This is a genomic window from Rhodococcus sp. T2V, from assembly GCF_029269925.1.
GTDB lineage: Bacteria > Actinomycetota > Actinomycetes > Mycobacteriales > Mycobacteriaceae > Rhodococcus_F > Rhodococcus_F koreensis.
Genome location: NZ_JARJBD010000004.1, coordinates 184,942 through 199,629 on the forward strand (window position 1 = coordinate 184,942; position 14,688 = coordinate 199,629).

The 14,688-nt window shown below is 65.7% G+C and carries 14 protein-coding genes; 11 read left to right on the top strand and 3 right to left on the bottom strand.

All coding sequences use genetic code 11. From position 1 onward, the window contains the following. The first annotated feature begins 27 nt into the window (after window positions 1-27). The 6 genes from P3H15_RS05645 (at window position 28) to P3H15_RS05670 (ending at window position 7,052) form a co-directional block, all read left to right on the top strand. Window positions 28-1,194, top strand: coding sequence for an FAD-binding oxidoreductase (locus P3H15_RS05645; protein WP_276136338.1), 1,167 nt, complete (start codon window positions 28-30; stop codon window positions 1,192-1,194). Window positions 1,195-1,283: 89 nt separating this feature from the next. Beyond that, the gene (locus P3H15_RS05650) at window positions 1,284-3,827 is read left to right on the top strand and encodes an excinuclease ABC subunit UvrA (protein WP_276136339.1); all 2,544 of its coding nucleotides are present in this window, start codon (window positions 1,284-1,286) and stop codon (window positions 3,825-3,827) included. Window positions 3,828-4,535: 708 nt separating this feature from the next. Beyond that, complete coding sequence (locus tag P3H15_RS05655; RefSeq protein WP_276136428.1) at window positions 4,536-5,393, top strand: class I SAM-dependent methyltransferase; 858 nt, start codon at window positions 4,536-4,538, stop codon at window positions 5,391-5,393. Window positions 5,394-5,721: 328 nt separating this feature from the next. Then, window positions 5,722-6,051, top strand: a complete 330-nt coding sequence (locus P3H15_RS05660) for an ANTAR domain-containing protein (protein WP_072941556.1) — start codon at window positions 5,722-5,724, stop codon at window positions 6,049-6,051. A gap of 14 nt (window positions 6,052-6,065) precedes the next feature. Further along, window positions 6,066-6,308, top strand: a complete 243-nt coding sequence (locus tag P3H15_RS05665) for a hypothetical protein (protein ID WP_276136340.1) — start codon at window positions 6,066-6,068, stop codon at window positions 6,306-6,308. Between the two features lie 111 nt (window positions 6,309-6,419). Beyond that, window positions 6,420-7,052, top strand: a complete 633-nt coding sequence (locus P3H15_RS05670; protein ID WP_276136341.1) for a hypothetical protein — start codon at window positions 6,420-6,422, stop codon at window positions 7,050-7,052. Between the two features lie 8 nt (window positions 7,053-7,060). Here P3H15_RS05670 and P3H15_RS05675 read toward each other — a convergent pair whose 3' ends face one another. Next, entirely contained in the window at window positions 7,061-8,164 is a 1,104-nt protein-coding gene (locus tag P3H15_RS05675; RefSeq protein ID WP_276136342.1) for an aminotransferase class I/II-fold pyridoxal phosphate-dependent enzyme, read from the bottom strand. Next, on the bottom strand, window positions 8,161-9,843 hold the full coding sequence (locus tag P3H15_RS05680) for a nitrite/sulfite reductase (RefSeq protein ID WP_072941548.1): 1,683 nt from the start codon (window positions 9,841-9,843) through the stop codon (window positions 8,161-8,163). The genes P3H15_RS05675 and P3H15_RS05680 overlap by 4 nt, the downstream gene beginning before the upstream one ends. 107 nt (window positions 9,844-9,950) lie before the next feature. Between P3H15_RS05680 and P3H15_RS05685 the strand changes: the two genes are divergently transcribed. The 4 genes from P3H15_RS05685 to P3H15_RS05700 all read left to right on the top strand — a co-directional run bounded on the left by P3H15_RS05685 (window position 9,951) and on the right by P3H15_RS05700 (window position 12,509). Continuing rightward, window positions 9,951-10,778: a sulfurtransferase gene (locus P3H15_RS05685; protein WP_276136343.1), complete on the top strand. Its 828-nt coding sequence runs from the start codon at window positions 9,951-9,953 to the stop codon at window positions 10,776-10,778. Window positions 10,779-10,829: 51 nt separating this feature from the next. Beyond that, window positions 10,830-11,477 carry a hydrogen peroxide-dependent heme synthase gene (gene hemQ / locus P3H15_RS05690; RefSeq protein WP_276136429.1) on the top strand — a complete coding sequence of 216 codons (648 nt, stop codon included), beginning with the start codon at window positions 10,830-10,832 and terminating at the stop codon, window positions 11,475-11,477. Window positions 11,478-11,550: 73 nt separating this feature from the next. Next, window positions 11,551-12,027 carry a MarR family winged helix-turn-helix transcriptional regulator gene (locus P3H15_RS05695; protein WP_276136344.1) on the top strand — a complete coding sequence of 159 codons (477 nt, stop codon included), beginning with the start codon at window positions 11,551-11,553 and terminating at the stop codon, window positions 12,025-12,027. Window positions 12,028-12,077: 50 nt separating this feature from the next. Then, entirely contained in the window at window positions 12,078-12,509 is a 432-nt protein-coding gene (locus P3H15_RS05700; protein WP_276136345.1) for a DUF5313 family protein, read from the top strand. Between the two features lie 25 nt (window positions 12,510-12,534). On the opposite strand, the gene P3H15_RS05705 is transcribed toward P3H15_RS05700, so the two are convergent. Further along, window positions 12,535-13,548 carry an alcohol dehydrogenase catalytic domain-containing protein gene (locus P3H15_RS05705; protein ID WP_276136346.1) on the bottom strand — a complete coding sequence of 338 codons (1,014 nt, stop codon included), beginning with the start codon at window positions 13,546-13,548 and terminating at the stop codon, window positions 12,535-12,537. A 204-nt stretch (window positions 13,549-13,752) separates the two neighbouring features. On the opposite strand from P3H15_RS05705, the gene P3H15_RS05710 reads away from it, so the two are divergent. Next, window positions 13,753-14,679 carry a cyclase family protein gene (locus P3H15_RS05710; RefSeq protein WP_276136347.1) on the top strand — a complete coding sequence of 309 codons (927 nt, stop codon included), beginning with the start codon at window positions 13,753-13,755 and terminating at the stop codon, window positions 14,677-14,679. Window positions 14,680-14,688 lie beyond the last annotated feature (9 nt).

Here is a 14,688-nt window from a genome sequence, read left to right on the forward strand (position 1 = left end):
ATCACTCTTCAGGAAAGAAGAAGCGACATGAGCAAGGAACTCCCCGAGCAGGCGTCCGTCGTCGTGATCGGCGGTGGCGTCATCGGCGCCAGTATCGCGTTCCACCTCGCCGAATCCGGGGTCTCCGATGTCGTCCTCCTGGAAAAGGACGAGTTGGCCTGCGGCTCGACCTGCAAGGCCGCCGGCGGCGTCCGTGCATCGTTCAGCAACGAGGCCAACATCGCGATCGGTCTGCGCGGCCTCGAGGTGTATTCGCGGTTCGCCGAGGACTACGGTCAGGAGATCGACTTCAGCCGCGACGGCTACCTCTACCTTCTCTCGGACCAGACCAACGTCGACATCTTCACCGAAAGCGTGGCGCTGCAGAACCGGCACGGTGTTCCGAGCCGGATGATCACTCCCGACGAGGCGAAGAAGATCTCGCCGCTCATCAGTACCGACGGACTCCTCGCCGCCTCCTGGTCCCCCCAGGACGGCAAGGCCACGCCGGAATCGGTGGTGATGGGGTACGCCGCGGCCGCCCGTCGCCGCGGCGCCCGCATCATCCGGCACTGCGCGGTCACCGACATCGAGAGCACGGGCGGCACCATCACCGCCGTCGTCACCGAACACGGACGTATCACGACGAGCACCGTGGTCTGCGCCGCCGGGGCGTGGTCGGCGGAGATCGGCACCATGGTCGGGGTGAACATCCCCGTGGTCCCCGTCCGCCGTCAGATCGCGTTCACCGAGCCGCTGTCCGAGTTGCCCGAGTTCTCGCCGTCGCTGACCATCGACTTTCCCTCGAACTTCTACTTCCATCCCGAAGGCAAGGGCCTGTTGCTCGGCTGGTCCGACCCGAACGAGCCCGAGGGATTCAACCTCAGATTCGAACTCGAGGACTGGCTGATGGGTCTCGGCGCGATCGCCGAGACCCGGGTGCCTGCCGTTCTGGACTACGGCATCAGTACCGGCTGGGCCGGACTCTACGAGGTCACTCCCGACCGCAACCAGATCATCGACCGATCCACCGAGGTGGAGGGCCTGCTCATCGCCACCGGTTACTCCGGCCACGGCTTCCTGATGGGACCGGCGACCGGTGAGATCGTGCGCGACCTCTACCACAGCAGGGAGCCCGGTTACGACATCAGTTCGTTTGCTCTGCGCCGCTTCGCGAAGACCGGTATCGGCGCGGGCGAGACGAACATCGTCTGACCGGACGGCACCACCGGGACAGCGGTTCCATCCCTCGAGGAAGACTGGGGCCCGACCTGTCCGAGCACGAACCGACACCTGGAGCAGTTGTGCCGACCCTCGATCCCGGACCGCCGGCCGCACCCTCACCCGCCCGGGAATTTGCCGGCATCGAAGTGTTCGATGCCAGCGAACACAACCTCGCCCACGTCGATGTGTTCATTCCCCGGGACTGCATCGTCGCGTTCACGGGGGTGTCGGGATCGGGCAAGTCGTCGTTGGCCTTCGGCACCATCTACGCCGAAGCGCAACGACGTTTTCTCGAGTCCGTCACCCCGTACGCGCGCCGATTGATGGATCAGGTCGGAGCACCCATGGTGGGGGACATCACGGGGCTTCCACCCGCGGTCGCGTTGCAGCAGGCCCGCGGTCACACCTCCGCCAGATCGTCGGTCGGTACCCTCACCCACATCTCCAACGTGCTGCGCATGCTGTTCTCCCGGGCCGGCACCTACCCGCCGGACGCCCCCATCCTCGACTCGAACGCCTTCTCGCCCAACACACCGGAAGGAGGATGCCCGACCTGCCACGGACTCGGACGCACCCACGACGTCGACGTCGACGCCCTGGTCCCGGACCCGAACCGCAGTATCCGCGACGGCGCCGTTGCCGCCTGGCCCGGCGCCTGGCTGGGGAAGAACTACCGCGACATCCTCGACACCCTCGGCATCGATGTGGACCGCCCATGGTCGGAACTCCCTGCAGACCAACGTGAGTGGATTCTCACCACCGACGAGCAGCCCACCGTCACGGTGTCACCGATCCGCGACCCGGGCAAGATGGTGCGCGACTACCAGGGAACGTTCTCGAGCGCCCGCACCTACGTCCTGCACACCTTCGCGACGACGAAGAGCGCAACCCAGCGGGCGAAGGTGTCGCGATATCTGGTCTCCCGCCCCTGCGGCGCATGCGGCGGCAAGCGGCTGCGACCCGAGGCACTGGCGGTGCGGTTCGCCGGCCTCGACATCGCCGACGCGACCGAACTGCCACTGGCCGAGCTGGCCACGGTTCTCGAAACCGCGGTCGCATCCCGCGATGCCTCCGCAGACGACGTCACCGATCGAGCATCGGAGGCGTTGGTGGACAACCTACTCGGACGCCTCCGAGGGTTGTCCGAGCTCGGGCTGGGGTACCTGAGTCTCGGCCGATCGACCACCACCCTGTCGCCGGGGGAGCTTCAGCGCCTTCGGCTGGCCACCCAGCTGCAGTCGGGCCTGTTCGGCGTGTTGTACGTCCTGGACGAGCCGTCCGCGGGCCTGCACCCCGCCGACACCGAGGCGCTGGTGGCTGCCGTGCGGCGGCTTCGCGCCGCAGGCAACTCCGTCTTCGTCATCGAACACAACCTCGACGTCGTCCGGGCGGCGGACTGGATCGTCGACGTCGGCCCGGATGCCGGGGAGCACGGTGGGAGGGTCCTCTACAGCGGCGCGGTGGACGGTCTCGCGGAGATTCCCGAATCCGTCACCCGCCGATACCTTTTCGAACCGCCGGAGAATTGCCCCGAGCCCGCACAGCCGAGCCGGTGGATCGAACTCTCCGGCATCACGATGCACAATCTGCAGGATCTGAGCGTGCGGATCCCGCTCGGGGTGCTCACCGCGGTCACCGGCGTGTCCGGCTCGGGCAAATCCACACTCGTCAGCCGTGTGCTCACGGACGTCGTCGGCCGGCACCTCGGAGTAGACGACGAACCCGGCCCCGACACCGTGGGCGACGACGCCGACGACTCCACGGCTGTCCTGGCCGACGGCCGGGACTTCGCCGCACCGACCGTGGTGTCGTCCCACGGGCTCGGACACATCGACCGGCTGGTGCGTGTGGACCAGACCCCGATCGGGCGGACGCCGCGCTCGAATCTCGCGACCTACACCGGACTGTTCGACGTGATCCGGAAACTCTTCGCTGCACACCCCACCGCCCGCGAACGTGGATACGGTCCCGGTCGTTTCTCGTTCAACGTCACCGGTGGCCGATGCGACGAGTGCGAGGGCGCCGGCGCGATCACCATCGGCATGCTGTTTCTTCCCGAGGCCTCCGCGCCGTGCCCGGCCTGTGCCGGCGCACGCTACAACGCCGAGACTCTCGAGATCCTGGTCGACGGCCGGTCGATCGCCGACGTCCTCGCGATGACCGTCGACGACGCCCGGGACTTCCTGAACCACGTCCCGGCCGCCAAGAAGAGCCTCGACATGCTGGTAGAGGTGGGTCTCGGATATCTGCGGCTCGGCCAATCCGCCACCACGCTGTCGGGTGGGGAGGCGCAACGCGTCAAGCTGGCCAGCGAACTGCAGCGCATCCGATCCGGGCACACGCTCTACGTGCTCGACGAACCCACCACCGGATTACACTCCGCCGACGTGGACCGACTCATGGTGGTGCTGCGCCGTCTCGTCGCGGCGGAGAACAGCGTCGTCCTGGTCGAACACGACATGTCGGTGATCGCCTCGGCGGACTGGATGATCGATCTCGGGCCCGGCGGCGGAGACAACGGCGGCCGCATCATCGCCGAGGGCCAGCCGGCGATCGTCGCGGAGACGGCCGACTCCGCCACCGCCGCATATCTCGGCCGGCACCTCGCACCGTCGGCGGTGTAGGTCTGGGGGGAGGGTCGGCCAGCGTCGTCGCGCGGACCGACCGGTCCCCCGATCAGGCCGCACCGTCGAGAGTGGATCTGTCACGCCTCGGGCGAGGCCCCTTTTTGCGGAGAATTGAAAAGAACAGACAGCTTTTGGTGGCGCCGGAATGCACAACGATCGCGCTCGAAGTCGCTAACCGTGGCGGTCGAATTTTCCGATGCGCAGTAATGGTACATTGCGTATTATTCCGTCGAGTTCTTCGACGGCGTGTTCCGCCGCCGAGGTATTCACACGTACAGATCAAAGTGATGGCCAGGCTGTCCCCAGGTGAGCCTGGCCATCGCTTGTCGGATCTTTCCGCTGGTCAGCTCAGTCCGATTCCGCCGCCGAACGTGAGGCTGAGCCACTTCAGGAACGCCTCGAATGCGACGTTGAAGTCGATTCCTGCAGAACCCATCAGAATTCACTCCTCTGTTGGTGATGAAAATCCACGGGATCGTCGATCGCCGCTTACTACATTTATCGCGTTCGCGATCTCGGGGCGTTTCACCAAACCGGAATTTTCTCACATATTGAAATTTGACAACCGTCCATTTTGATCTGAACAATGGATCGAGAGGTGGACGCCATTTCAGGTGAATGTTTGTCTGTTTCTGGGCCTTACGACGGAGATCCGGCCGTGCGCCCGGATCGGGACGGACGGCGAGGAGTGAGAACGTCATGGCGATGGCAGACGAGCAGGCCGGGACACCGGACAGCACGGCGGTTCGAGTCGCCCTGTGGCGGGCGATGCACGTGCTGGTCGACCCGCCGCCGCACGTTTTCGTCGACGAGATCGGCCTGCAGCTGGCGGCCCCGGACGAGGGCTGGCGGGATCGCCCGGACATGGACCCGACCGGCACCAGCGGGTTCCGGGCGGCCATCGTCGCCCGTGCTCGCTTCATCGAGGATCTGGTCGCCGAGCAGGCCGGCCGCGGCGTCGTCCAGTACGTCGTCCTGGGGGCGGGCCTGGACACGTTTGCTCAGCGCAGGACGGAGATCGCCTCCCGCATGCGGGTCTTCGAGGTCGACCAGCCGAGCCCTCAGGCATGGAAGCGACAACGCCTGACCGACGTGGGTTTCGGTGTCCCCGAATGGCTTCGGCTGGTGCCGGTGGATTTCGAGGCGAACGAGTCGTGGTCGGAGCGGCTTGTCGCGGCGGGCTTCGATCCTGGCCGGCCCGCGGTCGTCGTCTCCACCGGCGTCACCATGTACCTCACGAAAGGAGCCACCGCCGCCACCCTGCGCCAGCTCGCCGGACTCGCTCCCGGTTCGACGCTGGCGATGACGTTTCTGCTGCCCACCGATCTCGTCGACGTCGCCGATCGCGCCGGACTCCAGGTGTCCGAGAACGGCGCGCGGGCCTCCGGAACACCGTTCGTCAGCTTCTACACCCCGCAGGAGATGCTGGCGCTGGCTCGCGAATCCGGCTTCGGCAGCCCTGGGCACGTGTCGGGGGCCTCGCTCGCCGAACGCTACTTCGCCGACCGCACCGACGGCCTGCGTCCGTCGAGTGGCGAGGACCTGTTGGTGGCCACTATCTGATGGCGTTCGTTAACGCCGTCCCCGGTCGCGTCACCGAGTCGTGATCGTGGGTCGACATGGTGTCCAAGCCGGTGCAATCTCACCTCGAGATAACGCTACTGTGTGGTACAGGTCACAAGTTGGTATCGTGATGTTAGTCGCGAATCGCGCCGCGTGCCACGTCACCAGGGCAAACGGTCGTGGAGCTGGACATGTGTCTAGATGACAGGTGCGGCTCGGTCCGCTACAACTGATCGTGCATCGACAGTGACGTGACTCACATTTTGCGTCCGGACGGGATCGTCGGCACACCGGCGGCAGATGCACGAGAGCGAAGGAGTACTGCGGAATGATCGAGGACAGCACCGAACCATCCCTCACTCCAGTCCCCAGCCCGACGCGCCTGGTTCCGCGCAGGCGCCCCGATGGCCGAGAACTGCTCGGGACGGCGAAGGGCATTCTGATTGCAGGCCGCGGCTGCTCTGACGCCCAGGCGTTCGACGAACTTCTCGACGTCGCACGACGCCATCACCTGACCGTCCTCGGCGCCGCCCGGAGCCTGGTCGAGCTGGCGGCCGGCCCCTCATCCCGACCGCGCAGGGCCGACACCGCCCGATTCGACGAGTGGGAGCAGTTGGTCGCCCAGCTCCCTCCCCGCCGACACGCTCAGGCAAGTTGACGCAACAGGGGGCGGTGGGCGGCATTCAGGCCGATCCCGACGAGATCAGCGGAACGGAATCGGGCCACCCGCGCGAAACCACGTCCTCGCTCACCGCCGACGCGGTCGTATGGCCGGACCCGAGCCCGCTCGATTCGTGGTGGAAGCGTGTGGTCATCGACCATGCAACCGCACTCGCCGAGGGCGAGCCCTCTATTTACGCCGAGGATGAACCCTCCGTATACGCCGAGGGCGAGCCCTCCACACGGCGCAAGTAGGCGTCCGAGATTCTTCTTTCGCTGTCGATCATTGTCTCGCCCGCGTAGGGGGAGGAGTGTGGGAGATGGGGATTGGCCGTCGGCGCCGCCGGGCGCCGCCCGAGGAGAAGGATGCCCATCGTGTATGCACGCTCTTCCACCTTTGATGCGCACCCGTCGTTCATCGACGAGGGGATCAAGCACGTGCGCGACACCGTGATGCCCGCGCTCGCCGACATCGCAGGGTCCGCCGGAATGTCGTTGCTGGTCGATCGAGGCTCCGGCCGGTGCATCGCCACGAGTTCCTGGACGGACGACGAGGCTCTGCGCGCGAGCGAAGCACCTGTTCGACACCTGCGTGACCGCATGGCCGAGGTTTTCCACGCCACCGCGACCGTGTCGCGGTGGGACATCGCGGCCCTGCACCGTGACCACCGCTCACATCAAGGCGCCTGGGTGCGGGTCGCGTGGCTCGAGGTCGAGCCGGGGCACCTGGACCGTGTGATCGACGTGTACAAGATGTCCTCGCTGCCCGCGATGCACGAGCTCGAGGGATTCTGCAGCGCGAGTCTGCTCGTCGATCCGGCCGCCGGTCGTGTGGTGTCGTCGATTACCTTCGACAAGGCCCCGGCTGCGGGCGGTGGTACCGGTGAAGTGGCCGAGAGCATCGGAACGTCGGAGATGTGCGAGTCCGGCGCTCGGCTCCTCGAGGTGGGGGAGTTCGAATTGGCGATCGCTCATCTGCACGTCCCCGAGATGGTGTGACGAGCCGATCATGTGAGGTGGGCTTCGGAGCGTGACGACTTCCGTATCCCTACGGTCAGGGGGTCGATGCACGAGAGTAGGTGATCGTTCTCCCTGCTGTTGCCTATCGAGATTCTGATTTCCCGGGGTCCCGCCAGCCGGACAAGTGCACCGAGCTGCGCCAGGAGTCGTACCTTCTCCGGTGCGGCGTGTTGGTGGGGAAGGAACAGGAAGTTCGCCTGGCTGGGGACTACCTCGATCCCCGCACCTGTCAGAGTGTCGTATACACGCCTCCTCTCGGACACCGTTGCAGTGATGCGAGATTCGAGGGCAGCCGTCACCGCGGGTTCGAGACACGCGAGGGCTGCCGCCTGAGCCACCGTGGAGACGGAGAAGGGGATGCGTACGGCGCGCAGCAAGGAGCCGACATCGGGGGACGACAGGGCATAACCGATCCGCAGTCCCGCCAATCCCGCGGACTTCGACAGCGACGCGAGCACGACGACGTTCGGGAATCGTCCGAGGAGTCTGGGGCCGCTCGCAGCGTCGGGATCGGTGACGAACTCGCGATAGCACTCGTCGAGGACGATCAGCAGGTCTTCGGGTACCGCCTCCATGAAGGCCTCGAGCGCGATGTGGTCGACAGTGGTGCCGGTCGGGTTGTTCGGCAGGCATAGAAGTACCACCCGAGTGCGGTCGTTGATTGCGGCGAGGATGCGAGCGAGATCGAGGCGGTGGTCGGGCGTGAGCGCGACGCGAATCGGTGTCGCTCCTGCAAGCAGCGTGGTGTGCTCGCAGCTCGAGAACGAAGGCCATCCGTAGACGATTTCAGTTCCCGGGCCGGCGCATGCCGTGACGATGTTGCGCAGGAGACTGCTGGATCCGCTGTCGACGCTCACCTGATCGGGGGACAGGTGCCACCGACTGGCGAGGGCCTCGGTCAGTTCCCTGTTGTCGAAGTCCGGGTACCGATTGGCCCGGGTGATGCTCGCGCGGATCGCCGCCGCCACCCTGTCGTCCGGCGGGAAGGGCGACTCGTTCGAAGCGAGCCGCGCTGCTGGTCTCATGGACGATCCGGAGTCGCCGGGAACGTAGCTGTCGATCTCGAGGATGCCGGGGCGGTGTCGGATCATGTGAGGTCGGCGTCGGTGGCGCGGTGGACCCAGTTCGCGAACTTCTCGGAGCGAGCACGGTCGGCCAGATAGCGTCGAACTATGCGTTCGACGTAGTCGGCCACGTCTGTGGCGGGTAGTTTGTGGCCGCGCAGTTTGCGCCCGAAGCTCGTGTCCAGGCCGAGGCTGCCGCCGAGATGAACCTGGAATCCCTCGACCTGTTCGGAGTCGGCGTTGGTCACGATCATGCCCTTGAGGCCGATGTCGGCGACCTGAATGCGTGCGCACGAGTTGGGGCACCCGTTGAGGTGCAACGTGATCGGGTGCTCGAGTCGATCCTGGACGTCGGCGAGTCGGTCCTCGATCTCGGAGATGACGGTGGCGGCCCGCGCCTTGGTCTCGACGATCCCGAATTTGCAGAATTCGATGCCGGTGCATGCCATGGTGCTCCGTCGCCAGGGTGACGGACGCGACGGGAATCCGAGACTGTGGAGACTGGATTGGAGTGGGTCGATCTGTTCGTCGGGCACGTCGAGGACGACCAGCTTCTGCATCGGGGTGATGCGGACCCGTCGGGATCCGGAGGACTCGGCAACGCTCGCCAGGTCGATGAGCATGGTGCCTCCGACTCTGCCGACGACAGGTGCGATTCCCACGGCGTTGAGACCGTTTTTCTGCCGCTGGATTCCGACGTGGTCGCGTGGTTCGTCGAGCGGCTCGGGCGCGGGACCATCGATCATCGGGTGTCCGAGGTACTCCTTCTCGAGCACGTCGCGGAACTTCTCGACACCCCAGTCCGCGACCAGGAACTTCAGGCGTGCCTTCGCCCGCAGGCGTCGATAACCGTGGTCACGGAAGAGGGAGACGATGCCGATCCACACGTCGGGCACGTCCTCGAGCGGAACCCATGCGCCCAATCGTTCGCCGATGCGAGGATTGGTCGACAGGCCGCCGCCTACCCAGACATCCAGTCCTGGACCGTGTTCCGGGTGTTCGACGCCGATGAATGCGACATCGTTGATTTCGTGGACGACGTCCTGGAGTCCGGAGATGGCGGTCTTGAACTTGCGCGGCAGGTTGGAGTATTCGGGGTTCGCGATCAATCTGCGGGTGATCTCGCGCAGTGCGGGCGTGGCGTCGAGGACCTCGTCGACGGCGATGCCTGCCATCGGCGAGCCGAGGACCACGCGCGGGGTGTCACCTGCGGATTCGGCTGTGGTGAGGCCTACCCCCTCGAGCCTCCGCCAGATGTCGGGTAGGTCCTCGACCCTGATCCAGTGCAGCTGAATGTTCTGGCGGTCGGTGAGGTCCGCGGTGTCGCGGGCGAACTGCCGGGAGACTTCGCCGACGACGCGCAGCTGTTCGGTGGTCAGTGCTCCTCCATCGATGCGGATGCGGAGCATGAAGTGCTCGTCCTCGAGCTCTTCCGGTGGCAACGTGGCGGTTCGGCCGCCGTCGATGCCGGGTGCGCGCTGGGTGTAGAGCCCCCACCAGCGGAACCGGCTTCGCCGATCGGTGGGGTCGATGCCGGCGACACCGGTGCGGCAGTACACCTCTTCGATCCGTTTGCGCACGTTGAGGCCGTCGTCATCCTGCTTGACCTTCTCGTTCACGTTGAGTGGCTCGCGATCGCCCTGTGCCCATTGCCCCTCTGGGCGCTGGGACTTCGCTCGGGCAGGACGGGTCGTCGGTGTTGTCATCCGGTGCTCCTGTCGAAACTGTGTGGGCGAAACTGTAGCGTAGGCGAATAGATCGTGCATTAATAATATGTGCACGCCCCGATTTTTCGCGAAGTGAAGGATGAACCATGAGCAGAAGCAATTTCCTGGTCGACGCCGACTGGGTCGTCGAACACGGGAAGGACCCCGACGTCGTCCTCGTCGAGGTGGACGAGGACACCACCCAGTACGAGAAGGACCACATCGACGGTGCCGTCCGCATCGACTGGAAACGCGACCTTCAAGATCCCGTACGCCGCGACTTCATCGACCGGCGATCGTTCGAGAAACTCCTGTCCGAGCGGGGAATCGCCAACGGCGACACGGTGATCCTGTACGGCGGGAACAACAATTGGTTCGCGGCCTACGCGTACTGGTACTTCAAGCTCTACGGTCACCGCGACGTCCGGCTGCTCGACGGCGGACGCAAGAAGTGGGAGCTCGACGGCCGGCCGTTGTCGAGCGATACTGTCGCCCGACCGGCTACCGACTACGTGGCGTCCGAGCCCGTGTCGGGTATCCGCGCGCACCGCGACGAGGTGATCGAGCAGATAGGAACGAAGAGCATCGTCGACGTCCGGTCGCCCGATGAATTCTCCGGCAAGATCCTCGCTCCGGCGCAGTTCCTGCAGGAACAACCCCAGGTTCCGGGGCACGTCCCGACCGCTGTCAACGTGCCGTGGTCCAAGGCTGCCGCTGACGACGGCACCTTCCTCGGCGAGGGCGAACTCCGCGCCCTGTATGCCGATGCCGGTCTCGACGACACGAAGGACATCATCGTCTATTGCCGAATCGGCGAGCGATCCGCGCACAGTTGGTTCGTGCTCCACGAACTGCTCGGCTACCCCGAGGTCCGGAACTACGACGGCTCCTGGGTGGAGTACGGCTCGTTGGTCGGCGTCCCGGTCGAGAGGTGACCTGCCTTGATCGGCTCTCGCTTCGTCGAACTCAATCAACGCGTGCGGTTCATGATGTTCACCGTGTTCCAGGTGGTCCCCGGCGTGCTTCCCGGTGTGCGCGCCGAGGTCGTGGAGGATGCACGTGCCTACTTCGAGGGAGTCGCCGAGTCCGGTGTCGTGCTCCGCGGAATTTACGACGTCGCAGGACTGCGTGCAGACGCCGACTTCATGATCTGGACGCATGCCGACACCGTCGAAGGATTGCAGGCGGCCTACTCGGGCTTTCCGCGCTGCCGACTCGGGCGAGCGTGTACCACGGTCTGGAGTGCGGCCGCGCTCCACCGGCCGGCCGAATTCAATCGCAGCCATATCGCTGCATACGTGGCCGATGAGGAGCCGGGGCAGTTCGTGTGCGTGTACCCGTTCAAGCGATCGCTCGAGTGGTATCTGCTGCCGGACGTCGAACGGCGACGGCAGCTCGCCGAGCACGGCCGAGCGGCTCGTGCCTACCCGGATGTGCGTGCCAACACCGTGAGTTCCTTCGGATTGAGCGACTACGAGTGGATCCTCGCCTTCGAGGCTCCGGACCCGAGCCGGATAGTCGACATGATGCGAGACCTTCGCGCCACCGACGCGCGCCGGCACGTTCGGCTGGAAACGCCTTTTTTCTCCGGCCCGCGAACCGGCCTCGATACCCTCGTTGCGCGTCTGCCTTGACGATCGTCGAGCGCCTCCAGATTGATTCGTGCAGTATTAGTTATTGCACTAATTAATCTGGTAGCCTGGTCGCATGACCGCAGACGTGCAGCAGAGTGAGGCCGGCGACGATCTACTTGCTCTCGACCGGCAGGTGTGTTTCGCGCTCGCGATCGCGAACCGGGCGGTGCTCGCCGTCTACCGCCCCTTGCTCGAACCGATGGGGCTGACTCATCCGCAGTATCTGGTGATGCTCGCTCTCTGGGGCAAGGCCCCGATGGCGGTCAAGGAGATCGGGACCGCGCTGCAACTCGATTCACCCACCCTCTCGCCGCTCCTCAAGCGCCTCGAGGCGTCTGGACTGATCACGCGCACGCGCAGCCGGGCCGACGAGAGGCAATTGGATGTCGAGCTGACCGAAGCCGGTGCCGCGCTGCGGGCGGAAGCGTTGAAGATTCCGCCCGCCGTGATCGAAAAGCTCGGTGTCAGCCTGGCCGAACTCGAGGAACTTCACGACGTTCTCACCCGCGTCAATCAGGCTGCGCTCCGAGCGGGCGCGCTCGATCACTGAGGGAAACCATGTCGAATTCGATTCCAGCACAACATGAACAGGTAGTTGTCATGTCGCGAAAGACGCAACGAACCCGGCCCGGCCCCCTGCAGTGGCTGGGCTACGCGGTGGGCCGCACACTTCCCGACTCCATGCAGGACTGGGTCCGCAACGACCTGGTCGGTGACTGGGCCGTTCCCCGGCACCTCGTTCGCAGCATGGTCCCGTTCGTTCCGGTCTTCGCCGCGTTCTTCCTGTTCCCGGGCCCGCTCGGTCTGCGAGCCTCCATGGTCCTGCTCGGAGTGCTACTCGCCGTGTTCTATGCGGTGTCCTATATGGCGCAGAACCGATCTCGACGGCTCGAGAGGCACGGGCTGCCGCCCGATCTGGAGAACCCGAAAAAGGCGTCCCGTCATGACGCCGAAAAGGCGGCGTACGAGAAGCTCCACGGACCTTCCGTCTCCTGGGGCGTAGCGCGGCGGGGCGGCAACGAACTCCGCTGAACCCAGTCGATCAGCCCGAGAACGGTCACATGGTGAGGACCATGCGATAGCGCGCCCGCCCTTCCTCCATCGCGGCGTAGGCCTCCGCGGCTTCGCGCAGGGGCCGCTCCTCGATCCGGGCGCGCACGCCGGACAGGACCGCGAATTGCATCGTCTCCTCGACATCGCGGGCGGTGCCGGAGGGGTGGCCGGTGACGTTGACGCCGGGAGTGATCAGCTGCAGGGGACTGATCGGCAGTGGGTCGGGCGTGACACCGACGACGGTGAGCTCACCGAGCGGAAGCAGTCCGCCGATCACGGCGCCCATCGCCTTCGAATTCGCCGCGGTACCCAGAACCACCGATACGCCACCGAGTGCACGTAAGGCTTCGCTGACGTCGCCGGCGGTGGAGTCGATGTAGTGATGGGCGCCCAGTTGGCGAGCGTCGTCGGCTTTGTCGGCGCCACGCGCGATGGCAATCGTCTCGAAGCCCATCGCCCGGGCGAACTGCACCCCGAGATGGCCGAGCCCGCCGATGCCCAGGATGGCGACGCGGTCGCCCGGAACTGCTCGTGTCTTCCGCAGCGCGTCGAACGTGGTGACCCCGGCGCAGCCCAGGGGTGCGGCCTCGGTGAAGGACAGTTCGCTCGGAATCCGGGCGAGCGCGTTGGCGGGAACCGTCACGGACTCCGCGTATCCGCCGGGGTACTGCCAGCTCGGCACCTGCAACTTCTCGCAATAGATGAAGGTGCCCTTGCGGCACGGAATGCACTGGTTGCAGTGCCCACCGAACCAGCCCACTCCGACGCGGTCGCCGACGGCGTAGTTGTCGACGCCGGCGCCGAGTTCGGCTATGGTTCCGGCGATTTCGTGTCCCAGTGTCAACGGCCACGACATCTCGGGGAACGCGCCGCTGACGAACGCGTGGTCGGTCCCGCACACGCCGCACGCGGAGACGGCTATGCGAACGTGGTCGCGCGGTGGCGATTCCGTTTCGACGTCGACGAGTGTCAGCGGCTCGCCGGGGGCCTGGACGTGAACTGCCTGATGGGTTGGCATCTGCATCATTCCTGTCTGTCGTCGTGAGCGATCGAGACCCACGTTCCAGTCAAGACCCTCGGCGGAGCTCGTGACAAGGGTTGACGAGGGCTGTGGGGCGCCTCGCGCATGTCCGGTATTGACACCGGGGGTGCCGGGGGTCACAATTCACGAAGTTGACATGACTGTCACGTCATACTTTGTTCGATTGCCCGAGGAGGCAGGATGACCACGTCCATATCCGACATGCGAGAACTGGGCCGGCGGTTGAGCAACTGGGGGCGCTGGGGCGCCGACGACGAGCGTGGAACCACGAACCTCATCACGCCCGAGCGTGTGGCGGCTGCCGCTGCGCTGATTCGGACCGGCACGATATTCGAACTGGGCATCCCACTCGACGGGGACGGGCCACAGCCGGGAGGCAATCGGATCAACCCGATCAGGCTGATGGCCGAGAACGGGCAGGAGCAGGTGCTTCCCGGCGGCTTCAAATGGGCCGACGACTACGTCTTCATGCCGCTGCAGGCGGGCTCGCAGTACGACTCCCTGTCCCATGTGCACTACGACGATCAGCTCTACAACGGTCATCCCGGTACGGGGGTCACCGTCAAGGGTGCCGACAAGTGCGGGATCCACACTCAGGCGAAGGGGATCGCCGGTCGCGGCGTGCTGCTCGACGTCGCGAGGGCGCGCGGTGTGGAGTGGCTCGAGGCCGGGACGGCGATCACTCCGGACGAACTCGACGCCGTCGCCGCCGCTCAGAACGTCGAGGTCGGTCCGGGCGACATCGTGCTGATCCGCACCGGTTGGCGCGCAAAGTTTCTCGCCGACCACGATCCGGCAGGATTCATGGCGGGTGAGCCGGGTTTGAGTCTGTCGTGCGCCACGTGGCTGCGGGAGCGCGACGTCGCGGTCGTGGGCTCGGACAACTGGGCGGTCGAGGTGATGCCCGGCGAGACTCCGGGGGCGTTGTTCGAGCTTCACATGGTGCTGATCCGCGACATGGGTATGACCCTTGCCGAGTTGCTCGACTTCGAGGAGCTGTCCGCCGCCTGCGCTGCCGACGGCCTGTACGACTTCTTCTATGCCGGACCGCCTCTCCAGTTCACCCGCGGGGTCGGGTCGCCGATCAACCCGCTCGCGATCCGGTGAGCACCGAGT